The 22,716-nt window shown below is 35.0% G+C and carries 19 protein-coding genes, 1 other RNA gene and 1 pseudogene; 11 read left to right on the forward strand and 10 right to left on the reverse strand.

What is annotated here, in order from left to right:
* Positions 1 to 5 precede the first annotated feature (5 nt).
* The 6 genes from atpB to atpG are packed head-to-tail and all read left to right on the forward strand — an operon-like array spanning position 6 to position 4,833.
* On the forward strand, positions 6 to 1,034 hold the full coding sequence (gene atpB, locus N2Z72_00120) for a F0F1 ATP synthase subunit A (protein ID MCX7696083.1): 1,029 nt from the start codon (positions 6 to 8) through the stop codon (positions 1,032 to 1,034).
* A gap of 13 nt (positions 1,035 to 1,047) precedes the next feature.
* Entirely contained in the window at positions 1,048 to 1,251 is a 204-nt protein-coding gene (gene atpE / locus N2Z72_00125) for an ATP synthase F0 subunit C (protein MCX7696084.1), read from the forward strand.
* Positions 1,252 to 1,309: 58 nt separating this feature from the next.
* On the forward strand, positions 1,310 to 1,801 hold the full coding sequence (atpF, locus tag N2Z72_00130) for a F0F1 ATP synthase subunit B (GenBank protein ID MCX7696085.1): 492 nt from the start codon (positions 1,310 to 1,312) through the stop codon (positions 1,799 to 1,801).
* A 3-nt stretch (positions 1,802 to 1,804) separates the two neighbouring features.
* Complete coding sequence (atpH, locus tag N2Z72_00135; protein MCX7696086.1) at positions 1,805 to 2,359, forward strand: ATP synthase F1 subunit delta; 555 nt, start codon at positions 1,805 to 1,807, stop codon at positions 2,357 to 2,359.
* 6 nt (positions 2,360 to 2,365) lie between these two features.
* Entirely contained in the window at positions 2,366 to 3,949 is a 1,584-nt protein-coding gene (gene atpA / locus N2Z72_00140) for a F0F1 ATP synthase subunit alpha (GenBank protein ID MCX7696087.1), read from the forward strand.
* Positions 3,950 to 3,954: 5 nt separating this feature from the next.
* Positions 3,955 to 4,833 carry an ATP synthase F1 subunit gamma gene (gene atpG, locus N2Z72_00145; protein ID MCX7696088.1) on the forward strand — a complete coding sequence of 293 codons (879 nt, stop codon included), beginning with the start codon at positions 3,955 to 3,957 and terminating at the stop codon, positions 4,831 to 4,833.
* A 58-nt stretch (positions 4,834 to 4,891) separates the two neighbouring features.
* Here the strand turns inward: atpG and N2Z72_00150 are convergent, their stop codons facing one another.
* The 3 genes and pseudogenes from N2Z72_00150 to N2Z72_00160 all read right to left on the reverse strand — a co-directional run bounded on the left by N2Z72_00150 (position 4,892) and on the right by N2Z72_00160 (position 7,103).
* Entirely contained in the window at positions 4,892 to 5,812 is a 921-nt protein-coding gene (locus N2Z72_00150) for a class I SAM-dependent methyltransferase (protein ID MCX7696089.1), read from the reverse strand.
* A gap of 74 nt (positions 5,813 to 5,886) precedes the next feature.
* Positions 5,887 to 5,967 (reverse strand): annotated as a pseudogene (locus N2Z72_00155) (30S ribosomal protein THX).
* Between the two features lie 29 nt (positions 5,968 to 5,996).
* On the reverse strand, positions 5,997 to 7,103 hold the full coding sequence (locus tag N2Z72_00160; GenBank protein ID MCX7696090.1) for a glycosyltransferase: 1,107 nt from the start codon (positions 7,101 to 7,103) through the stop codon (positions 5,997 to 5,999).
* Positions 7,104 to 7,165: 62 nt separating this feature from the next.
* Between N2Z72_00160 and N2Z72_00165 the strand changes: the two genes are divergently transcribed.
* Positions 7,166 to 8,821 carry a CTP synthase gene (locus tag N2Z72_00165; GenBank protein MCX7696091.1) on the forward strand — a complete coding sequence of 552 codons (1,656 nt, stop codon included), beginning with the start codon at positions 7,166 to 7,168 and terminating at the stop codon, positions 8,819 to 8,821.
* Here N2Z72_00165 and N2Z72_00170 read toward each other — a convergent pair.
* From N2Z72_00170 to N2Z72_00185, 4 genes are all read right to left on the reverse strand, one after another.
* Positions 8,775 to 9,527, reverse strand: coding sequence for an SDR family NAD(P)-dependent oxidoreductase (locus N2Z72_00170; protein MCX7696092.1), 753 nt, complete (start codon positions 9,525 to 9,527; stop codon positions 8,775 to 8,777). The genes N2Z72_00165 and N2Z72_00170 overlap by 47 nt on opposite strands.
* The gene (locus N2Z72_00175; protein MCX7696093.1) at positions 9,524 to 10,831 is read right to left on the reverse strand and encodes a hypothetical protein; all 1,308 of its coding nucleotides are present in this window, start codon (positions 10,829 to 10,831) and stop codon (positions 9,524 to 9,526) included. The genes N2Z72_00170 and N2Z72_00175 overlap by 4 nt, the downstream gene beginning before the upstream one ends.
* 4 nt (positions 10,832 to 10,835) lie before the next feature.
* On the reverse strand, positions 10,836 to 14,486 hold the full coding sequence (gene purL, locus N2Z72_00180; protein ID MCX7696094.1) for a phosphoribosylformylglycinamidine synthase: 3,651 nt from the start codon (positions 14,484 to 14,486) through the stop codon (positions 10,836 to 10,838).
* Positions 14,487 to 14,581: 95 nt separating this feature from the next.
* Entirely contained in the window at positions 14,582 to 15,589 is a 1,008-nt protein-coding gene (locus N2Z72_00185) for a hypothetical protein (protein MCX7696095.1), read from the reverse strand.
* 103 nt (positions 15,590 to 15,692) lie between these two features.
* Here N2Z72_00185 and N2Z72_00190 point away from each other — a divergent pair, with 103 nt between their 5' ends.
* From N2Z72_00190 to N2Z72_00205, 4 genes are read left to right on the forward strand one after another with little or no spacing between them, the layout of a single operon-like run.
* Complete coding sequence (locus N2Z72_00190; GenBank protein ID MCX7696096.1) at positions 15,693 to 16,961, forward strand: MFS transporter; 1,269 nt, start codon at positions 15,693 to 15,695, stop codon at positions 16,959 to 16,961.
* Positions 16,942 to 18,315, forward strand: coding sequence for a hypothetical protein (locus tag N2Z72_00195; protein MCX7696097.1), 1,374 nt, complete (start codon positions 16,942 to 16,944; stop codon positions 18,313 to 18,315). Before N2Z72_00190 ends, N2Z72_00195 begins: the two co-directional genes overlap by 20 nt.
* A 32-nt stretch (positions 18,316 to 18,347) precedes the next feature.
* The gene (locus tag N2Z72_00200) at positions 18,348 to 19,118 is read left to right on the forward strand and encodes a YdcF family protein (GenBank protein ID MCX7696098.1); all 771 of its coding nucleotides are present in this window, start codon (positions 18,348 to 18,350) and stop codon (positions 19,116 to 19,118) included.
* A gap of 1 nt (position 19,119) precedes the next feature.
* Positions 19,120 to 20,085 (forward strand): TIGR01212 family radical SAM protein, encoded by a 966-nt coding sequence (locus N2Z72_00205; GenBank protein MCX7696099.1) that lies wholly within the window; start codon positions 19,120 to 19,122, stop codon positions 20,083 to 20,085.
* Here the strand turns inward: N2Z72_00205 and N2Z72_00210 are convergent.
* The 3 genes from N2Z72_00210 to rnpB form a co-directional block, all read right to left on the reverse strand.
* Positions 20,049 to 21,401, reverse strand: a complete 1,353-nt coding sequence (locus N2Z72_00210; protein ID MCX7696100.1) for a nodulation protein NfeD — start codon at positions 21,399 to 21,401, stop codon at positions 20,049 to 20,051. The two genes, N2Z72_00205 and N2Z72_00210, sit on opposite strands and share 37 nt — an antisense overlap.
* Positions 21,388 to 22,008: a hypothetical protein gene (locus N2Z72_00215; GenBank protein MCX7696101.1), complete on the reverse strand. Its 621-nt coding sequence runs from the start codon at positions 22,006 to 22,008 to the stop codon at positions 21,388 to 21,390. The genes N2Z72_00210 and N2Z72_00215 overlap by 14 nt, the downstream gene beginning before the upstream one ends.
* Positions 22,009 to 22,137: 129 nt before the next feature.
* Positions 22,138 to 22,500, reverse strand: an RNA gene (gene rnpB, locus N2Z72_00220) — RNase P RNA component class A.
* Positions 22,501 to 22,716 lie beyond the last annotated feature (216 nt).

The following is a 22,716-nucleotide window of genomic DNA, read 5'->3' on the forward strand; positions in this document are numbered from 1 at the left end:
CTAGCATGAAATTTACAATCACAATTGTAGCAACTTTATTGCTTTTTTTTAAACCTTTATTTCTTCTAGCAAGTGAAAAAAAAGAATTTGATCCTTCGGAACTAATAATGCATCATATCTCAGATGCTTATGAGTGGCATATTATTACCGTTGGGGAAAAACATATTACACTTTATCTCCCTATTATACTTTTTGATGAAGGTCGCTTGATTTGCTTCTCAAGCGCTAATTTTAACCATGGCCAAAGTTCATATTTGTCTTACAAAATAGCTCATGAAGGAAAATATCAAGGGAAAATCGTTAAGACGAATGAAAAAGGAGAAATTGTTGGTGTTCCTTTAAGTTTTTCCATCACCAAAAATGTTGTTGTCCTTTTCATTGCTTTTCTATTGTTAGTCACCATTTTTATATCAATTGCAAGATTTTACCAAAAGTATGGATCACATCAACCTCCTCGAGGACTAGCTGCATGGCTTGAACCTATTATCCTTTTTATTGTAGATGACGTTGCTAAACAAAATATTGGGGAATTTCACTATAAACGTTTTGCTCCATACTTATTGACGCTTTTTTTCTTCATATTGATTAACAATCTCATGGGTCTTATTCCCTTTTTTCCTTTCGGGGCAAATTTAACAGGGAACATTTCGGTAACGTTAACACTTGCATTTCTGACTTTGCTTATTGTGAATTTCAATGGTAATAAAAGTTACTGGAAACATATTTTTATGCCATCTGGTGTGCCATGGTTGCTTTGGCCCATTCTTGTGCCTGTTGAGATTATTGGCATTTTTACCAAGCCTTTTGCTCTCATGATACGACTTTTTGCCAACATTACAGCAGGACATATCATTATTCTCAGTTTGATTTCTTTAATTTTTATTTTTAAATCAATCTGGATTGCTCCCGTATCTGTTGGTTTCGTTTTATTTATGAGTTTACTTGAACTTTTAGTTGCTTTCTTGCAAGCTTATATTTTTACCATGCTTACAGCTTTGTTTATTGGACTTGCCATGCCTGAGGAACATCATTAAAAACATACATATCATGGGTGGATTATCATTAATTGGCGCTGGTCTTGCGGTTATAGGAGCAGGGATCGGCATTGGAAGAATCGGTGGTTCTGCTATGGAAGCTATTGCTCGTCAACCTGAAGCTTACGGAAAAATTCAAACTGCTATGATCATTGCTGCAGCTCTTATTGAAGGTGCAACTCTTTTTGCAGTGGCTCTTGCCATTGTAGTAAAGTAAACTTATTGCTCTCTGACGCTTGGTCAGAGAGTTTTTAGAAAAAATAAAAAAAACATATATGTTACTCAATCCCGATTTTGGTCTTGTTTTCTGGACAACTATCACGTTCCTCCTCTTGGTATTTCTTCTTGGGAAATTTGCATGGAAACCCATTATGCAATCCATTGAAAAAAGAAATCAAGAAATTGCCAATGCCCTTGCAAATGCTGAAAAAATGAAACAAGAAATTGCTCTTTTGGAAGCCGAACACGAAAAAATGATACAAGAAGCTCGATTGGAACGTGATAGAATCATCAACGAAGCCCGAAAGGTTAGTGAAAAAATTATTAACGATGCTCACGAAAAAGCTAAAGAAGAAGCCCAACGTATCTTAGAAAACGCTTATGAAACTATTGAAAATCAAAAGATTGCTATGATGACCGACCTTCGAAACGATGTGGCTCTCATAGCTTTAGAAATCGCAGAAGAAGTTATTCGTGAACACTTTAAAGACAACGAAAAACAAAGACAATATGCATTCCAGCTAGCTGAAAAATTTAAGATGAATTAAACTATGGTAACCCAACAACTTCTTATAAGGTATGCAAAATCTTTTTTCTCTTTGGTGGAAGAAAAAAATCAACTTATTCATGTTGAAAAAGATCTCGAACATATTTACCGATGGGTAAATCAGCATCCTGAGTTTTGTCGAATTATGAAAAATCCTATCATTAAACCTCATGTTAAAATCCAACTTGTACGTCAACTTTTTCTTGATGCTCACCCTTTGATTTTAAGTTTTTTTAATATTATCATCCAAAAGCAAAGAGCCAATATTCTTCCAGATATTCTTAAAACTTGCTATACTTTACTTCTGGAGAAAAACAAAAAAATCGAAGTATTACTTTTAACTGCTCAATCGCTTGATCATAAAACGAAAGATTTATTAGCAAAAAAAATTCACGAACACACAGGTTATCAGCCTATCATTCAAGAAATAATGAAGCCAGATCTAATAGGAGGCTTCATCATTAGAATGAAAGATTATTCTTACGATGCCTCTATTCGGCGAAAGCTTAATTTGATCGCGCGGAATTTTTCAATTAATTTATACGAACGAAAATTATAAACAGATATGAGTCAGATAAAACCATCAGAAGTAACTGCCATTTTACGACAACAAATAGAAGGTCTCAAACTTGATGAGCAACTAGAAGAAACAGGTATTGTTCTCGAAGCCGGAGATGGAATTGCTCGTGCTTACGGACTTACAAAAGTCCAGGCTGGCGAAATGGTTGAGTTTGAGAAATCTGGCATGAAAGGTATTGTTCTTAATCTAGAAGTTGATAATGTGGGTATTGTACTACTCGGAGATGCTCGTGAAATCAACGAAGGAGATGTGGTCAAACGCACTTATCGTATTGCTTCAATTATGGCAGGAGAAGGGTTGTTGGGAAGAGTTATCAATACTTTAGGAGAACCTCTTGATGGAAAAGGACCCATCATGGGGCCCTTATATGAAATGCCTTTAGAAAGAAAAGCTCCCGGTGTAATTTTTCGCCAAAAAGTAAAAACCCCCCTTCAAACAGGAATAAAAGCCATTGATGCAATGATTCCCATTGGAAGGGGGCAGCGTGAGCTCATTATCGGAGATAGGCAGACTGGCAAGACAGCTATTGTATTAGATACGATTATCAATCAGCGTGAAAACTACGAAAAAGGTCAACCTGTTTATTGTATTTACGTAGCCGTGGGGCAAAAGGGATCAACAGTTGCTCAAATTGCCAAAATTCTTGAAGAAAAAGGTGCAATGCCTTATACTATCATAGTATCTGCTACTGCCTCGATGCCTGCTGCTCTGCAGTTCTATGCACCTTATGCTGGTGCTGCAATTGGCGAGTTTTTCCGTGACACAGGTAGAGATGCCCTTGTGATTTATGATGACTTATCTAAACAAGCTGTTGCATATCGCGAAGTTTCATTGCTTCTTCGCCGACCACCCGGGCGTGAAGCATATCCAGGTGATATTTTCTATCTCCATTCACGACTTTTGGAACGTGCTGCTAAAATTATTGAAGACGACAACGTTGCTCGTATGATGAATGACCTCCCAGAAAGTATCTGTCACATGGTTAAAGGAGGCGGCTCTTTGACAGCACTCCCTATTGTTGAAACCCAAGCCGGAGATGTTTCAGCCTATATACCCACCAACGTTATCTCTATCACCGATGGACAAATCTATCTTGAAAGTGGTTTATTTAATGCAGGTATTCGTCCTGCTATCAACGTGGGTATTTCAGTGAGTCGAGTTGGTGGTGATGCTCAAATCAAAGCCATGAAAAAAGTCGCAGGTACTCTCAAAATCGATCAAGCTCAATACCGTGAACTAGAAGCATTTGTGAAATTTGGCTCCGATATCGATCCTGCTACTAAAGCAATCATAGATAAAGGTGCCCGCAATGTAGAAATTCTCAAGCAGCCTCAATATCAACCTATGCCTGTGGAAAAACAGATTGCTATCATATTTGTTGGCACACAAGGATTACTAAAAGACGTTCCTCTCGATCAGGTTAAAAATTTCGAAGTAAGCTACCTGCATTATCTTGAAACACATCATTCAGATATACTTGCTACCTTGAAAACAGGGCATATTGATGATGAAATTATGAAAAAATTAACCGAAATAGCTACAGAAATTGCCAAACAATACAAAAGCTGACAAACATGCCCAATCTGAAAGAAGTTAGAAACCGTATTCAATCTGTGATAACTACCCAGCAAATTACGCTGGCCATGAAGCTTGTCTCAGCAGCCAAGTTACGCAAAGCTACTGATCGTATACAAACCTACCGACCTTATGCATTACAATTACAAAATATTTTCAACAAAATTATATCTGAATTAGATTCAACTGAAAACATACCTCTTTTGGAAAAGAGATCTGTAGAACACGTTACTTTCATTATCTTCACAGCTAACAGAGGATTGTGTGGTACTTTCAATTCAAGCCTCGTTAAATACACTCTTCAACTGTTTGAAAAAGATTATCAGGCATTCATTCGACGAAATACTTATAGTATCATCTGCCTTGGTAAAAAAGGGCAAGAAGCACTCCTTAGAAAGCACTACAACATAGATAACACATATCATTCTTTAATTGAAAAACCTCAATGGGATGAAATTGCATCCATTGGAGACAAAATTATAAAACAATTCCTTGAAAAGAAAACCGATCAAGTTGTTCTCATATATAATCAATTTAAAAATGCTGCTGTTTTTATACCGACACACGAAATTCTTTTACCATTTACTTTTGATCGTAAAGAGACTAGAAATCCTCTATACATCTTCGAACCAAACAAACAATACATTTTACGGGAATTAATACCTTTGCAAATTAAGACTTCTCTTTTCAAAGCTCTTCTTGAGAGCGTTGCCTCTGAGCATGGTGCTCGAATGACTGCGATGCACAAAGCTACAGATAATGCATCGGAAATGCTCAAAGAACTTCGTCTTTATTACAACAAAGTACGGCAAGCTTCCATTACCAAAGAAATCATTGAAATTATAAGCGGTGCCGAAGCTTTAAAAGGAAAAAAATAACATACTTCATCAACTAATAGAACAAAATCCATTGGTAGTGAGTGCTTTTTGAAGTATTTTAATTATTTCTTACTATTATCCACTCCACTGTAGCTCCCTTTCTAAAAACTACTTCTAGTATATACATTAATACTGCAGGCAAAAAGAAAATTAGAGACCAAATAAGAGTTACAAAAAAAATAAAATTATTTTTTTCATCTTTACTTTTTTTAAGATTTTCCCATGAAACATTTCGGGGGAAAAGCATGTTCAACGGACTAAAAAGCCAACCAACCAAGGAATACAAAAAATGATTCTGCTTTTGATTTTGGATCACAAAACCTTTTTTCAGAAAAAATTCCTTCATCCATTGAAGTGATGGTAAATGTACATGATAATCAGGATCAAGATGAAGCCAATTTTTTCTAAAAATCTTATATTGTAACGAATTTATATTGGGAATGGCGATGTAAATAAATCCTTTATCATCCAATATTTCAATCGATTTATCTAAGACCTTAATTGGTTCCCGCATATGCTCAAAAGAATGAAGAAAAAATACAGCTTTAATTTTCTTATGAAAACAATCTAATTCTATAAAGGGAGTTGTAACAAGTGTCAACCAACATTTTTCATTTAAAACTTCCTCCAGGTAACCAGGTAATTCGACTCCTATGGGCACTATACAAATCTTTTCAAAAAGAAGGAATTCTAGCCAATCCCCATGACCGCAACCTACATCCATTACGTAATCACCTTCTTTAAAGAAATTCTTAATCCTTTTCCATCTCCAGCTGTGAAATAAATATCTTAAAAATTGATAGAAGGGTATTGAAAACTTTTGATTGCGATCTCCGTAGTAAGTTGAATCATATTGATGTATGACCTTTTCATTTACATCTTTTCGGAATAATGATCCACATTTTGAGCAAGAATAAAAATTATAAGAAAAATTTATCCCTTCCTGAGCTATTTCAGCACAAAAAGGGCAGTTTAACATAACACGCTACTAAAACATTACTTATTACTTTCTTCTTGCTGGAATGAATATAATTTTTGTAGTGCAATTTTATTTTTTTTCTTTCTGGGACGTGTTTTACCGTATGTTCCTCTATGAATTTTGCCTCTCTTAGTTCGAATATCTCCTTTTCCCATTTTTTTTTTGCAAAATTATGATTTTTTTCCTAAATAGTCACTCGATGCCTACTATGGTTCAATAAATTTACTAAATTTTTTAAAGATAAAATAAAATGAATAACACCAAAAAACAAAATGCTTATTAGAAACCAAGCGTAATTAACTTCTAAGTTGAAAAATTTCTTTCCCGTTAAATAAAAAATCTTTGCCTGAATTAAATTTTTAATAAGCAATAATATGACTCCTTTTAATGGCATTATAAACAACAATCCATAAACGCTTATATCCATCAACAGAATTATAAAAGTAAACCAAAAAATATAACTTGATATGAACATGTGTGTTTTTGATAACCAACGTAACCTTTGATTTTTCCAAGAGCTAAAACCGTCTGGAAGATATGTCAGAACTATAGTACGATAGTCGTTGATAAGCTTGACGGAATTCTTGCCATATCTTCGAATTAAATAATTCATAAATAAAGTATCATCACCATATGGAGATTTCAGCAATTTAGAAGTTTTTAAATAATGCATAAAATCTTCCTTTCTAAAGAGCATATTGGCACCAGACACATAAAGCGGAAAAGAAAGCATAGCAGCAATATGACCAAGCATAACAACAATGGCATGTTCATGATATGCACATTTTGAAAAAATAGAATTCTCCTTGATTCCAAACACACCTCCTCCTACCAACCGAATCTTTTCGTTCCAATGAGATAACATAAAAAACGTCCATGTTTCCGTAACTGGAATGCAATCGGCATCTATGGTCAAAACAAGCGATGTTGAGACGTGTTTCATCCCTTCTTCCCATGCATATCTTTTTCCCGTTATGCCTTCAGGAAGTTGCACTAATTTTAAAACATGAAGTTTTTTCCCCCATTCGCTTACAAGCAGCGGAGTTTTATCAGAACTGTGGTCATCTACCCACACGATATTCGTTGGTTGTAATTTTTGTTGGGAAAGTGCATATAGAAGTTGATTCACGTTTTGTTCTTCGTTCTTGGATGCAATTAAAATGCTGAAAGAGTTGACATTCTCAGGTTTTGTCGGTGTTTCATTTATTACACTTGACTTCAGTATTATAACAATCAACAAAAAAAAGTTGAATCCAACATAGAAATAAATAACCCATTCAAACAGTTGCATGTTCAAAGATATGTCTTCTTGCCAAAAATGGTTTTTCTAATTTTGCACGTAAGACATTCATCATGAAAAAAACCAAATACATTTTCATTACAGGAGGAGTTGTTTCTTCGCTTGGCAAGGGTATCATTTCATCGTCTCTTGCAACCCTTCTCAAAGCCAGAGGTTTCAACGTTACCATCCAAAAGCTAGATCCATATATCAATATAGACCCTGGAACTTTAAATCCATACGAACATGGAGAATGTTTTGTAACAGATGATGGAGCAGAAACGGACCTTGATTTGGGTCATTATGAGCGTTTTCTCAACATACCTATGAAGCAAGCTAACAATGTTACCAGTGGTAGGATTTACTTAAGTGTCATTGAAAAAGAACGACGTGGCGATTACCTCGGAGAAACCGTTCAGGTCATTCCTCATATAACCGATGAAATAAAATATAGAATTCAGCTGCTTAGTCTAGAAAACCAATACGACATCATCATTACAGAAATAGGAGGAACAGTGGGTGACATTGAATCTCTGCCTTTCATTGAAGCTATGCGTCAACTCAAATGGGAACTTGGTAAAAATGCTCTTGTCATACACCTTACATTAGTCCCCTATCTTCAAACCACTGGTGAACTCAAAACTAAACCCACTCAACACTCCGTCAAAATGTTATTGGAACTTGGCGTACAACCTGATATCATCGTTTGTCGCACCCAATATCCTCTTACAGAAAACTCAAAGCATAAAATTGCTCTTTTTTGCAACGTTGAATCTGATGCCGTCATTGAAAGTATTGATGTCAGCACCATATACGAAGTTCCTTTCAAAATGAAAGAAGAAAAATTAGATCAGGTAGTACTTCGAAAGCTAGGCATCGAGCAATATCCTGAAGCTAATTTATCATATTGGGAAAATTTCGTTCATATCTTAAAAACCGCTGAAAAGAAAGTTAAAATTGCCCTTGTGGGGAAATACGTTGAATTAAAAGATGCTTACAAAAGTATACTTGAAGCTTTAACTCATGGAAGCGTAGTCAATCACTGTAAAGTGATACCTAAACTTGTTCATAGTGAAGCAATAAGCAGAAACAACATGGATGAAATTTTCAGAGATATTTCTGCTATTCTCGTGGCTCCTGGTTTTGGTGAAAGAGGAATCGAAGGAAAAATTCTTGCTGCAGAATATGCAAGAACTCATAAAATTCCATTCCTTGGTATTTGTCTAGGCATGCAAGTTTCTGTCATTGAATTTGCACGTAATGTTCTGAAATTGCATGATGCTCATAGTCGCGAATTCGACAGAAAAACTCTTCATCCAGTGATAGACTTAATGGAAAGTCAGAAAAAAGTTCTTGGAAAAGGCGGCACCATGCGTCTCGGAGCATATCCTTGTCAGGTTAAAGAAGGATCCCTAGCCTTTAAAATATACCAAAAACATCTTATTTACGAAAGACATCGACATCGTTATGAATTTAACAACAAATATCTTTCATTGTTCGAAGCTCATGGCATGGTCCCAACTGGTATCAATCCAACTGAAAATCTAGTAGAAATCATTGAATTAAAAGACCATCCATGGTTTTTGGGTGTTCAGTTTCATCCTGAATACCGAAGTACTGTCGAAAATCCTCATCCTTTGTTTGTGGAATTTGTTCGTGCAGCCTTAGAACATTCTTCTCAAATTAATACCGATGAAACATCATCGACGAAGCCTGAGCTGTCGGCATAATTAAAATATCATCAATGTTGACATGAGGAGGCCTTTCTATGATAAATGAAATTACCTCAGCTACATCTTCTGGCCTAAGGGGTTGGTAACCTTCATAGACTTTCTTTGCTCTCTCAGAATCATTTTTAAAACGAACCAGGCTGAATTCTGTTTCAGTTGCTGCTGGTGCTACAAGCGAAACCTTGATACCATACCCCAGAAGCTCCATCCTTAAAGCCTTCGTTAAAGTAGCTAAAGCACTTTTTGTAGCACAATATACACTTCCACGTGGATATGGTTCCCGCCCAGCAATGCTCCCCACATTTATAATATGACCTTTTTTTCTTTCTATCATAGAAGGTATAAGCCATCGGCTTACGTAAAGCACACCTTTCAGATTCGTGTCTATCATTTCTTCCCAATCCTCAATAATTCCTTCGTGAAATAAATCATACCCCCGGGCAAGGCCAGCATTATTTATCAAAACATCAATATCTTTCCATGCCCCAGGTAAATTTTCTAAAGCAGTCGTTACTTCATTTTTTTTTCGAATGTCTAATCGTAAAACCATTATTTCAGTCACTTGTGATAGTTTATTTCTTAATTCAATGAGTCTCTCTTCTCTACGTCCTGTTAAAATCAATCTGTATTTTTTTTCTGCCAAAAGCTCTGCAGTAGCTTTGCCTATTCCACTGGTAGCTCCTGTAATTAATATCGTTTTACTCATTGGACTTTATTTTTTAATATTTTCAATCTTGTATTATCGAGGTTTACAGAACCTATTACTCCGATTAACAAAAAGAGCATGGCAGGTATTCGATATCTTACAATGGCACCAACTACTGGAGTTGTAAATCCAACTAGTAAAAACATAATGACAGAAAAATACAGAAAAAACCACGTGTGCTCCTTAAGTTGTATTTTGCCGTAAATAAGTAAAACTATTATTATCAAGTAAAATAACAGCAAGTCAAAAAAAGAAAAAGCCTCCAAAAGAGAAGAAATATTCCAGATAAATGGTTGAAACATGGCGTTAACAAGTGCAGGAAAAGCATACATTGTAAGAGATAATAAACTAGGCTTTATTGGTAACGGCTCAATATAACTACTACTTTTCTCATGTAAAGCAAGCCCAATAAAATCATGTTGTTTTTGAACTAGAAGAGATGGAAAAAAATAGTCTGAGTTTATCTTACCAACAATATAAAGCAATAATATATACCCTAGTAAAGAAAGTGTGTATTTCAAAAAAAACCTTCTCTTCCTTGTCATAGAAATCCACACATAAGCAATTAGCATGGGAATAATGGCTAACAAAACATACATTTTGATGAAGATAAGAATAAACAGAGAGATCAGAAATAAAAGTCCATATAACCACTTTAACCGTAAAGAATCGAAAAAATGAAACAATGAAAATAGATTTAATCCCACACCTAACAGCAACACAGCTTCCTTCAATGCTCCTGATGTCCAAAAGACTATTGAGGGTATAGCAAAAACAGAAAAGAATAACAATTTATCCTTTTTGGGAAAAATTTTAACAATAGCTGCAAAAAGCAAAATAGAACCCAGAAAACTCATGAGAATAAAAAATAGGCTGTGTACTGAAAAAAAACCTCCTGAAACCAAGAAAAAAAGTGCATTAAGTCTGATCATAGTATGACTGTCATTGTATGTCACAGTCTCATAAACTCTATACCAATTGTTCATCTTAGCATAATACAAACTATCGAAAAGAGGATTGTCATTATCTATTCCAGTAATCATGCGTAAATAGTGCGACGGATTATTTTTCAAAGCATCATACATCACTTTTCCATCATCGAAATATTTATAAATATCAGCTTTAGACCTGTCTGTGTAATAATACGTATAAATATAAACCAAAGTGGCTCCTGCAACAACTTTAAGCAAAAAAGCCACTGCAAACCACCACCATGACAAAGAAAAACGATGAAAAAAAGAAATTTTCCACAGCAACAATACAACTACGACAATAATAGAAAAAACATATATAAACTCCAACATGCTCTTAGGTTTGACTTAACCATTTTCTTGCTGCTTCAAAAGCAAGAAACCATGGTGTTATATTATGACCTATTTTATCAGGATAATAAGGCCATTGCCATGGGAAAATAGATCTTTCCAGATGAGGCATCATGGCAAGATGGCGTCCGTCAGATGAACATATGGCTGCTGCTTGATACATAGAACCGTTGGGATTACCTGGATATTGATCATATGCATAAGTCATGGGAATGTGCAATTTTTCTCTGGGATTTTCAAATATAAATTTTCCTTCCCCATGAGCAATCCAAATTCCGAGTTTGCTGTTTTCCATCGGCTTTAATATAATAGAAGGGGAAGGATGAATGTCGACCAAAACAAAAGCTGATTCAAATTTTCCTGAATCATTTTGCTCCATTCTTACATGAATCTGATCAAGGATTTCAAAAATACCCAATTTTACCATCAATTGACACCCATTGCATACTCCAAGACTTAATGTGTCTTTTCTTTCATAAAATCGAGTCAATGACTCCTTAGCTCGGGGGTTAAAAAGAAAACCTGCAGACCATCCTGTAGCCGATCCTAAAACATCTGCATAACTAAAACCTCCTGGAAACACAATCATCTGAACGTTTTTTAAGTCTTCTCTTCCTTCTATAAGGTCTGTCATGTGTACATCTATAACTTCCATCCCAGCAGCATAGATGCTATACGCCATTTCGCGATCGCCATTCGTACCTTCTTCCCTGATAACTGCAACTCTAGGTTTCCTTGTAATAAACGTTAGATTTGGTTTCTCTCCTGTGAAGTTAACTGGAAAATGATATTTCAATTCTTGTTTTCCGATCATTTCGAATCTCGACATTGCAAGCTGAGTTTGAGTTTGTTTTTGATCTAATCGATAGGATGGATATAACCATTTTTTTCGCCATGCTTCTAGATCGAAAAGATATGTTTCTTCATGGTGAACTATTTTTAATTGATATTGAGGAATGACATGCCCGAGCACATGAAATTTGACACGCTTTGCCATTAAGAAATTAATAACTTTTTTAGGTTCAGTTACCTGAATAACTATAGCTGGTTTTTCTGAAAATAAGATTTTTACGAGATTTGATTCATCGAAATCTGAAAAATTAACAAGCAACCCCATTTCATTTTGGCTAAAACACATTTCCATCAATGCAGTTATTAAACCTCCTGCACTAACATCATGACCAGCCAAAATTTTCTCATATAAAATCAGTTCTTGTATCGACTCAAATACACGTTTAACATATGCTGAGTTTAATACGTCTGGACATTTTTTCCCAATTGAGTTCAACGTTTGATAAAAAACACTCCCACCTAATTCGAAAGGTGAAAGAGAAAAATCCACATAAATAAGATTAGAATCTTCAAAGGGGAGTAAAACTGGAGTTATAGTTTTTCGAATATCTGATACTTCAGCCATTGCTGTGACGATAACCGTTCCTGGCGCTTTAACTATTGTGCCATCGCTGTATTTTTGCGTCATGGAAAGAGAATCCTTACCTGTTGGAACATTAATACCCAGTTCGATACAGAAATTACTCAAAGCTTCCACAGCCTCATACAACCTTGCGTCTTCACCTTTTTGACGAGCAGGCCATGCCCAATTAGCACTCAATGAGATCCCTTCTAAACCATGCTTTAACGGAGCCCATACAATATTTGTTAGAGCTTCCATCACACTCAAGCGTGAACCTGCACTAGCATCAATTAGTCCTGCTACAGACGCGTGACCTATGGCTGTAGCTATACCTGTATATGACTCATAATCAAGAGCCACTACCCCCACATTGTTCAGTGGTAATTGTAAAGGTCCACAGGTTGGCTGCACAGCTACTTTACCTGTAACACTTCGATCTACCTTGTTCGTTAACCAATCTTTGCAAGCAACAGCTTCGTGTTGTATAACTTTTTCGAGGTATTCTGAAATGTTATCTACAACAAAAAAAGGTTCGGCAAAATTTTTTTCCGTTTTTTGATCAAAAATTACAGTTTTAGGCGGATTTTCTAGTAAATATTTGATCTTCAAATCAAAAGGTTTACTACCGTCATCGTGCAAAAATGTTATTTTATGTGTATTATTGACTTCTCCTACGATGTAAAATGGGGCTCTTTCGCGTCGCGCTATAGTTTGGCATAGATCAATACTTTTTTCTTCAATTATAAGACCCATTCGTTCTTGACTTTCATTGACCAGTAATTCAACATCCGTTAAAGTAACATCTCCTTTCGGTAGTTTGTCTACATGAATAATACCACCTTTTTGTTCGAGCAATTCGACAAAGCAATTTAAATGCCCACCAGCACCATGATCATGTATAGAAGTAATAGACTTATTATGCTCATCTTCAGCAATGGCCCTGATTACGTTGAAGACACGCTTTTGAATTTCTGGATTGGCACGTTGAACAGCACTTAATTCGATAGAAGAATGATACTTGCCTGTTTCTACTGAAGAGACGGACCCGCCTCCAATACCAATTCGATAATTATCACCTCCTAGCAAAATAACCTTTTCTCCAGCTTCAGGTATTCTTTTCTTAGATTTCACTTTCAATGCATAACCAACACCACCAGCTAGCATGATAACTTTATCATATGCTATACGTTCCCCATTTTCTTCATGATCGAATACATACAAGCTCCCGGCAATAAGAGGTTGTCCGAATTTATTAGCAAAATCAGATGCACCGTTTGATGCTTTGATCAAAATTGATTCGGGCAAATGATATGGGAAACGAAATTTTTTCCTTTTATGCCAGGATGGTAAAGATGTCATGTAGACAGCTGTTCCCGCTAAGGGTATACTCCCCTGCCCTCCTGCCATCCTATCTCGTATTTCACCGCCAGTTCCTGTAGATGCACCATAAAATGGTTCAACTGTGGTAGGAAAATTATGCGTTTCTGCTTTTAAAGAAAGAATAATTTTTTGATTTTCAACTACATATGGAGAAGGATAATCACCTTTTAAAGGCCTGAAAATCTTGATTTCTGGACCCTTAATAAAAGCTACATTATCAACATATGCAGACTCAACCAAATTAGGATTTACTTTAACGGTTTTTTTGATTAATTCAAATAAAGTAAACAATTTTTCTTTGCCGTCAATAATGAATTTTCCATTGAAAATCTTATGTCTACAATGTTCTGAATTGATTTGAGCATAACCGAAAACCTCTGCATCTGTTAAAGGTCTTTCAATCTTTGATGAGACACGTTTTAAATACTGAATATCGTCGTCAGTTAATGCAAGTCCATGCTTATCATTAAATGAAACTATATCTTCCACATATTCAAAATATTCATTACTTTTCTGTTCAACAGAAAAAATATACTGATCCAACACGTCATATCTTTCTTCCAACATAGGATCGAAGCTATCATCATATGGACGAAACATTTCTATTCTTCGAACCTGTTTGATGCCAATAGATTCCAGAATACTTAGAACATTACTACACCAGGGAGAAATCATGTTTTTATGAGGTCCTAGAAAATTTCCAACAATGTTCTCAGATGTAATACGAATTATTTTATCACTTCCTAATAACCATTTTAATTTATACGCTTCTTCCTGATCTAGAGTAACTAAAGAATCTACAGCAATTACACAATTGTTTTGATGAATATAGAAAAAAATCATTTTTTTTGCAAACTTAAAAAAATAGACATGTTTTTCCAATAAAAAAGAACCGCCAAAATAGCGGTTCTTCTGTTTCAGGAAATGGATTAACGTAGTTATCGCTTAATAATATGCATTTTTTGTTGTCCGTTGTCAGCTACAACGACGTAATCTCCATAAATTTTTACACTCTGATAACTGGAAGACGATGGATTGACCTCATAAATCATAGACATAGATGCTGGATTAGATACATTTACAACTGTCAAACACCCCCATCCATTGGCAACATATGCTGTTGTTCCATCCACAACAACATCATATGCATTGGGTCCATCACTTCCTCCAGTAAAAACACCTAATTCTGTCGGATTGGTAGGTGTAGATATATCCAAAACCACCAAACCAACTCCCCAATCTGCAAGATATGCACGATTACCACTCACAAATATACCGAGGGCCCATGGTTCATGACCCGGTGTCCCAGGGTTAAAATATTGACCCACCTTATTTGGAGATGTTGGGGTTGACTTATTAATTACATGAAAATATCCACCATTTGTTCCTGCATAAATGTAATTGCCATCTGCCCAAATACTAGCATAACCCTGACCACTCTGTCCGTTTACATATTCACCAACCAGAGAGCCATCGTTGATATTATGAATAGAAATATAACCATATGAGCCTTTCCCTCCTCCCAAGTAGATGTACTGATCGTCTGCAAAAATGCAACTTACATTATCGCCGTTAGAAAGTGTCTTTTCAAGAGTAGGATTTGCCGGATTGGCTAATGAGAAAACAGCAGCCCCACCCATATATGCGGCAACATATAATTTGCCATTCCTTACATAAAGCTTTCTTACCTCGCTAATATTGACAGTTTTTACTACTGAGGGAGATGAAGGATTAGAAATATCGACAACAGAAAAGCCTGCTGTCTTTTGTGCTACGTAAGCATAATTTCCATGAATAGCTACATAACAAGCATAATTCAAACTCACAGAAGAAACTATCGTTCCTTGAGGTACAACAGGTGGATTATCATCATCATCCTTGTCCTTTTTGCAAGTAACAAATAGAACTATCAAAGCAAAACTACCTAAAAAAATAACTTTTTTCATAAAAATTGAATTTTGTTTTACAAAGTTAAAAAAATTTTTTTTAAGTAAGTAAAAATTAAAAATAATTTTTCATTTATAAATTTCTTTCCTTTGCAAAAAATTCATGAACTCAATCATACGACAATTAATCGTTCTGGTAATTCTTTTTTTTCTCTTTGGTTTTATCACTTGGTTAAACGGAGTTTTAATAGCATATTTAAAAATTATTTGCGAGATCTCACTCACCCAAGCTTTTTTTGTAACAACCGCCTTTTATGCTTCGTATTTCTTCATGGCCATTCCAGTAGCATTTGTCATAAAGCAAAAAGGCTATAAAAAATCCATGATTTGGGGACTAAAATTTATTCTTGTTGGTATGATATCTTTCATACCAGCTGCTTTCTTGAGATCTTTCCCCATTTTCCTCGCAGGTTTATTTATACAAGGCATAGGTCTGACATTGCTACAAACAGCTGTAAATCCTTATGTTACATTGCTTGGCAACCCTGAAAGAGCTGTACAGAGGATTAGCCTTATGGGAATAGCTAATAAGTTAGCTGGAGGAGTTTCTGGAATTTTATTTGGCTCAATACTTTTGAAATATTCTGAAAAAGAAATCATAGAAATTATTTCGTCGTTAAATGATGTGGAAAAAAACACATTTCTGAACTCACTTGCCCAAGAAATTATTATGCCATATACCATCATGGGAATCATGCTGCTTTTTTTAATTTTTCTTGTGTATTTTTCTTTTCACGAAAACATCAAATCTCTTGAATTTAAACGTTTATCATTCCAAAATTTACCTCTTCAATCCTGGTTGGGGTTTTTTGCTATATTTTTTTATGTTGGAGCAGAAGTTATAGTTGGTGACAGCATCATTTCCTTTGCTCGACAAATAACTTTACCCTATATTACTATTAACATTGGAGGTTGGTATCTCAATTTAACAGAACCTTCTCATTTTCTTGCATACGTTATGTTAGCCATGATAGGAGGTTACCTTATTAGTATTTGGCTAACACCCAAATATTTATCGCAAAGACAAGGCCTTATATGTTATACCATTGCAGCTATATTATTTACGCTTTCTGCTATATTATCAGACGAATCGACATCTATTTGGTTTATTGTGCTTTTAGGTGCTGCCCATGCTATCATGTGGCCCGCTATATGGCCACTTACTTTACAACACGCCGGAAGCAAAATTGAAGAAACGAGCGCAATGTTGATTATGGGAATTTTAGGTGGAGCTCTTTTACCACCATTATTTGCATATTTCTCAGAATTAATTACTATGCACTTTGCATATGCGATGCTACTTTTTTCATATTTTTACATTTTAGCATTTGGTCTTTTTAATAAAACAAAACATGACATTCGATCCATATAGCTATTTGAAATTCATCGATTTTCCCTTAGGATTGTTGTATTTGACGCTTATCATTTATTATCTTTATTATAGACGTTCTGTTACTTATCAGGCTGAACCATGGTCAAAATTTTTTATTCCTGGTTATATTGCGAAAACTTTTGGTGGAATAGCTATTATTCTTGTTTATGGTTTCTATTACCCAGGAGGTGATACTTATGAATATTATAATACTTCCTCAATGCTTTATAAATTAACCTTCATTAATTTTAACCACACTCTGAAACTTATCTTTGAGCCCATTTCTATCCAAAATTATTTACTATTTAATGACCTAACAGGCTATCCTTCTTATGAATACTATTTTGATCGTCAAACTTGGTCAGTAAGTAGGCTTAGTTATGTTTTTGTTCTTTTGAGTTTTGGCCGACTCATCCCATCTCTCATACTTCTCAATGCTTTTTTATACATAGGTCCATGGAAATTATACAGGACTTTGTCGCAAATTTATCCTCACGCTTATAAAGTTCTTGCATTTAGTATTCTTTTTTTACCATCTATTCTTTTTTGGGGTTCAGGCATGATGAAAGATGCTTATACACTTTGCGCTTCAACATACATAGTAGCTACATTGGTTCAATGGTTTGTTTTAAGAAAATTTTCACCATGGAGTATTTTCGCAGTTTTGTTTTTCTCTTATGTTGTAATTTCTATTAAACCCTACATTTTTCTTTCTTTATTGGTTTTTGCTCTTGTTTTTATTGGTTATTCTCAAATTAAGTTTATTCAAAATAGAATCTTGAAATATATCATTGCTCCTTTTTTTCTTTTTTTCATAATGATCTTTCTCATCTTTCTATATATGTCCATTTCACCATATCTTGGTGTCTATGGCAGCATAGAATCTCTTCTCCAAAAGGCATCCATTACACAAAAAGATTTTGTAACCAATCCATATTACAGTAAAAATTATTTCAATATTGGATACTTTGAACCTACATTTTCAGGTGTCATTTCTAAAGCTCATTTAGCGTTACTTTACGGATTATATGGACCTTTTTTGTGGGTAGCTAGAAATCCTGTGATGCTTATCAGTGCGATTGAAGCTAGTTTCTTTCTCATCATATCTTTATGGTTTCTATTCAAAATACTTACCAATCGAAAATTATTTTATCTTTTTATCAATGATCCCATTCTTATTTCTTTCTTTGCCTTTACGATCGTCTTCACCATTTTTGTTGGGATTTCAACTGCTAATTATGGTTCATTGGTTCGCTATAGAATTCCAATGCTACCTTATTTTATGTCCTTTATTTTCATCGTCTTGTACTCAAGCAAAAACCTATCTGAATACCAACAAAAGTTGCTGAGTTAATTTTATATTTTTGCAATTGGAAACTCAGTTTTATGTTCTTTTATCTAAGTAAGATTCTTTCTTTTTTGACCACACCTGTAGCTTGGATTTTTTTAATCCTTTTAATGGCTATTATAACCAGAGACAAAAAAAAGAAAAAAAATCGCCTTATCACTGCTTTTTTGTTTTTCCTTTTTTTCAGTAATCTTTTTGTGGCCCGAACTGTTATGAGGCTATGGGAACCACGTCCAATTCCTATTTCTTCTCTATACAAGCAATACGACGTAGGTGTTGTTCTGGCTGGTGGTATGGCATTTCTTGGAGAGGAAAATCAAGCCGTTTTTAAAAATAACCCTGATCGCATCATACAAACTATCATACTGTATAATAAAGGTGTAATAAAAAAAATTTTACTTAGTGGAGGTGATGCCACTATACTTCATGATAATTCACAAAACGAAGCCACACTTTTGAAACAATTTCTTTTGCAATTGGGTATTCCGGAAAAAGATATTTTAGTTGATAGTCTTTCACGTAATACATATGAAAATGCTGCCAATTCCTCCCGTATCATAAAAAATTCTTTTCCATCTGACGTTCAGGTTCTTTTGATTACTTCAGCTTCGCATATGTACAGAAGTTTTGCATGTTTTTACAAGCAAGACATCATTCCCGATATATTTCCAGTTGACCATCATGCTCTTTCTAAAGATTACGACCTCGTCTCTATTATTCTTCCCAATTCTAAAGCTTTTCAGATCTGGGATGAACTTTTTCATGAATGGTTTGGTCTTGCTATCTACTATATCATAGGATACATCTGAAATGATCAACTCTTTTTATTCAAAACCTTTTCGAACTTTAAGCGATTACTTCATTGAAAATTACCATTCTCGTTTGCAAAAAATTAGTGTTTTTTTACCTTTCACATGTCCAAACAAAGATGGAACAAAAGGAAAAGGAGGATGTTATTACTGTAACAACGAGGGTTTCGTACCTTCATATTGTCGAAAAAACTTATCTATTAATCATCAACTCAAAGAAGGTATTGCTTTTCATAGAAAAAGATACAGGCGTTCAAATGGTTTCTTGGCATATTTTCAAGCAAATACCAATACTTATACCCATGTCGACGAACTTTTGAAATTTTTCACAGAAGCACTCGAAGTTGATGGAATAGTTGGCCTAAGCATAAGCACTCGCCCAGACTGTATTTCCGAAGATCTCTTGCAACTTTTGTTGGAATTCAAAAAAAAGTGTTTCATCATGATTGAAATAGGGGTAGAATCCTTACGAAACGAAGCTCTCATGTTCGCTAATCGTGGACATGACGTTGCAACCTCTTTGAAAACCATAAAGAAACTTCATTACTATAAAATATTCACAGTTATACACTACATTCTTGGATTACCTCCAGAAAATCCCCAAACCCTACTTGCCGACATACAACTATTAAATCAACTTCCGTTCAACGCTATTAAACTACATCATTTACAAATATTAAAAAACACGTATTTCGAAACCCTCTATAAAAAAAATCCTTTCAGGTTTTATCTCTTTGAACTCACTGAATATATTTCCTTTATCAGTCATTATTTATCTTTCTTACGACCAGATATTTATATCGACAGGTTGGCCAGTGAAGTACCTCCTCGCTACCTTATTGCCCCTCAATGGGGTAATATACGATACGATATGGTTGCCAGGAAAATTGAAGATTATATGAAACAAAACAATTTGTTTCAGGGTAAATTTTACAATCGTTTTCTTACGACAAGTTGCATGTTCTGAACATCCACTACCTCGACTTCTTCATTTTTTTCAATATAATCGAGTAAAGCAACTGCATCGTAAATTTCTTCTTCTATCTTCACTTTACCAGCAGGTCTAAGCACTGTATAGGCATATCCTGTCTTACCTTTCAAAGAAATCAGATTTTTATTTAATGCAGTATACCCCCCATCAACATCCAACGTAGTTTTCAAGCCAATGGTCTCATCCTGTATTTTCACATCCATAATTTTAGGTGTAATAAACAAGCTCAATATAAAAGCAAGTGTGAGAGAAATGAGCACGGTGAGCAATGATCTTATTAGACTATCGATTCCATCCACTGGCAATGAAAAACCTATGTTATTGATCATGGCAAAAGTCAAACCAATAATCATTAGAATAATTCCTGTAATTCCTGCTACACCAAAACCTGGTATTAACAACAATTCAACTAGAAGTAAAATAATACCAGCTACGAAGATTGCTATTTCCCAATATGCAATTAGCCCCTCTAAATAATAAGGGACAAAGAAAAGAATTGCCGCAATTAAGGCAACAACAAAAGCAAAACCTATCCCGGGTGTCTGCAATTCGTAGTATATACCTAATACCATTAGCATAATCAGTATCCCACTTACAACAGGATGTAAAAAAAAGTTAATTATTTTATCTAAAACTGTAACTCGTTGCTTTATGATTTCATATTTTTCAATACCATTCTTTTCCAATATTTCATATATGTTGGATACTTCGCCCTCACAAAATCCATGCTTTATAGCTTCGTGTACAGTAAAAGTTAAAACCTTACCACTATCTATGATGCCTGGAATATAAACATCAGGGTCTACCATTGCTTGAGCAATGTCAGGATTTCTTCCTCGGGCTTCTGCCGTGCTTCTCATCATTGCACGCATGTAACTTTGGTATTTATCTGGTAAGGGTTCTGCATTCTGATTTACTACTGTTGCAGCTCCAATAGTTGCACCTTTTTGCATATAAATTTTATGGCAAGCAATAGAAATAAGAGCACCTGCAGATGCTGCATTCTTATCGATAAATACCCAAACTTGCTTCGGATAATTTAAAATAGCACTTCGAATACTATCGGCATAAACAAGCTCACCACCGTAAGTGTTTAAGTGAAGTATAACAATATCTGCCGCTTTTTCTTGAGCTTCTTGAAGTGCTAGCTTAGTAGTTCGCCAGGCGGGTTTTGAGATTTCCTCAAATATTCTAAAATAATAAACTTTTAAGGTAATTGAATCATTAATCGCTTGTTTCGCATAACTAAGTAATGAAAAAAATAGTAAAAACAAATACTTACCACGTTTCATATGTTACATATATTTTAAACGGTCTTCCTTCAGCCAGAATGTCTATCAATACCAATTTTTTCGTCAATACATCATATTCAAAGTTCCAAATCTCAGAAAAATCCCTACGTCGAATTTCCATACTTTTAATATAACCTTGATACATTGTTAAAGTGATTTGTTCATTTTCTGTAACTTTTGCTATAAAGCCATTTTCATGCAAAACAAAACAAGAAGAATACTTTAAATTATCTGGAATTTCATTGAGATTAAATTTAGTTGGCGTGATACCTGAGGTTTTTTTGATATCCGTTAACATACCAACAAAAGAATAAAAATATTCTATGAGTTGATATTCGAATCCCATAGGGGTTGGTTGAAATAATAATTCACGAATTTTTTTTGTTTTAACATCTACCTGATAGTAAAACGTATCGATTTGATTAGTTTGATAATAAATTTGTTTCTCAAGCAAGCCATTGATAGAATTGTAATGAAAAAAACGTTTCTCTTGTGTAGTAATATTCATATAAGCAACAATATTTCCTTTTTGATCTACTTCGAACTTTTCGATTCTCTCCTGATGATTGATAGCAGGATCTACGCGCACCAGCAAAACTGATTTCATTTTATTCTGCTGTAAATATGCGGAATTTAAAAATGGGTAATACAGATCAATCCATGGATTTTGCGAGAACATCAAAAGTGAAATCAAAGAAAAAATAAAAAACAAATTCTTCATAAAAATGAATTAAAAATAGGAGAGAGGTTTTATAAGCTGGATTCTGTACTCTTTCGAGTTCCTGTCATCTATCTGAACCTGAAATTGCTTTCAGGTTTTTGCGGCCTACCCTCCGACATCGGGCGGGCAACCCTTCAACGCCGGTATACTTGGCCTTGCACCCCATGAGGTTTACCCCATAGCCTGTCACCAGGCTCATGCGTGAGCTCTTACCTCACGTTTTCACCCTTACCCTGCCATGCGACAGGGCGGTAAAGTTTCTGTGGCACTTTCTGTAGCTCTTTTCGAGCTCCTTCCTGTTAGGAAGCATGGTGCCCTTTGGTGTCCAGACTTTCCTCCTCAACCCATTATGGTCGAGGCGACAGGAAAACCTCCCTCCTTTACAAAATTATACGATTTTTTATTTTTGATAATATGAACCATACAGATCTAAGTTAAAAATAAAACTATCGCCTCAATGATAAAATAAAGCTTTTAAATTTTCTCATTTGAGTTTCTTCTTTCTTTTTTTCTCTGAATACATTGTACATATATGCTGCCTATCCTTAAAATACCATAACAGAAGTAATAATACCGGGATTATGAGTTTCTCCC

This window comes from Bacteroidales bacterium (assembly GCA_026418905.1).
GTDB lineage: Bacteria > Bacteroidota > Bacteroidia > Bacteroidales > DTU049 > JAOAAK01.

Excerpts from the sequence above, each read along its gene's own strand:
- N2Z72_00150 (MCX7696089.1), bottom strand. The coding sequence starts at position 5,812 with ATGTTAAACTGCCCTTTTTGTGCTGAAATAGCTCAGGAAGGGATAAAT.
- N2Z72_00210 (MCX7696100.1), bottom strand. The coding sequence starts at position 21,401 with ATGAAACGTGGTAAGTATTTGTTTTTACTATTTTTTTCATTACTTAGT.
- N2Z72_00175 (MCX7696093.1), bottom strand. The coding sequence starts at position 10,831 with ATGTTGGAGTTTATATATGTTTTTTCTATTATTGTCGTAGTTGTATTG.
- atpE (MCX7696084.1), top strand. The coding sequence starts at position 1,048 with ATGGGTGGATTATCATTAATTGGCGCTGGTCTTGCGGTTATAGGAGCA.
- N2Z72_00200 (MCX7696098.1), top strand. The coding sequence starts at position 18,348 with ATGTTCTTTTATCTAAGTAAGATTCTTTCTTTTTTGACCACACCTGTA.
- purL (MCX7696094.1), bottom strand. The coding sequence starts at position 14,486 with ATGATTTTTTTCTATATTCATCAAAACAATTGTGTAATTGCTGTAGAT.
- N2Z72_00205 (MCX7696099.1), top strand. The coding sequence starts at position 19,120 with ATGATCAACTCTTTTTATTCAAAACCTTTTCGAACTTTAAGCGATTAC.
- N2Z72_00165 (MCX7696091.1), top strand. The coding sequence starts at position 7,166 with ATGAAAAAAACCAAATACATTTTCATTACAGGAGGAGTTGTTTCTTCG.
- N2Z72_00190 (MCX7696096.1), top strand. The coding sequence starts at position 15,693 with ATGAACTCAATCATACGACAATTAATCGTTCTGGTAATTCTTTTTTTT.
- N2Z72_00215 (MCX7696101.1), bottom strand. The coding sequence starts at position 22,008 with ATGAAATCAGTTTTGCTGGTGCGCGTAGATCCTGCTATCAATCATCAG.
- N2Z72_00185 (MCX7696095.1), bottom strand. The coding sequence starts at position 15,589 with ATGAAAAAAGTTATTTTTTTAGGTAGTTTTGCTTTGATAGTTCTATTT.
- atpG (MCX7696088.1), top strand. The coding sequence starts at position 3,955 with ATGCCCAATCTGAAAGAAGTTAGAAACCGTATTCAATCTGTGATAACT.
- atpF (MCX7696085.1), top strand. The coding sequence starts at position 1,310 with ATGTTACTCAATCCCGATTTTGGTCTTGTTTTCTGGACAACTATCACG.
- N2Z72_00195 (MCX7696097.1), top strand. The coding sequence starts at position 16,942 with ATGACATTCGATCCATATAGCTATTTGAAATTCATCGATTTTCCCTTA.
- N2Z72_00160 (MCX7696090.1), bottom strand. The coding sequence starts at position 7,103 with ATGCAACTGTTTGAATGGGTTATTTATTTCTATGTTGGATTCAACTTT.
- atpH (MCX7696086.1), top strand. The coding sequence starts at position 1,805 with ATGGTAACCCAACAACTTCTTATAAGGTATGCAAAATCTTTTTTCTCT.
- atpA (MCX7696087.1), top strand. The coding sequence starts at position 2,366 with ATGAGTCAGATAAAACCATCAGAAGTAACTGCCATTTTACGACAACAA.
- atpB (MCX7696083.1), top strand. The coding sequence starts at position 6 with ATGAAATTTACAATCACAATTGTAGCAACTTTATTGCTTTTTTTTAAA.
- N2Z72_00170 (MCX7696092.1), bottom strand. The coding sequence starts at position 9,527 with ATGAGTAAAACGATATTAATTACAGGAGCTACCAGTGGAATAGGCAAA.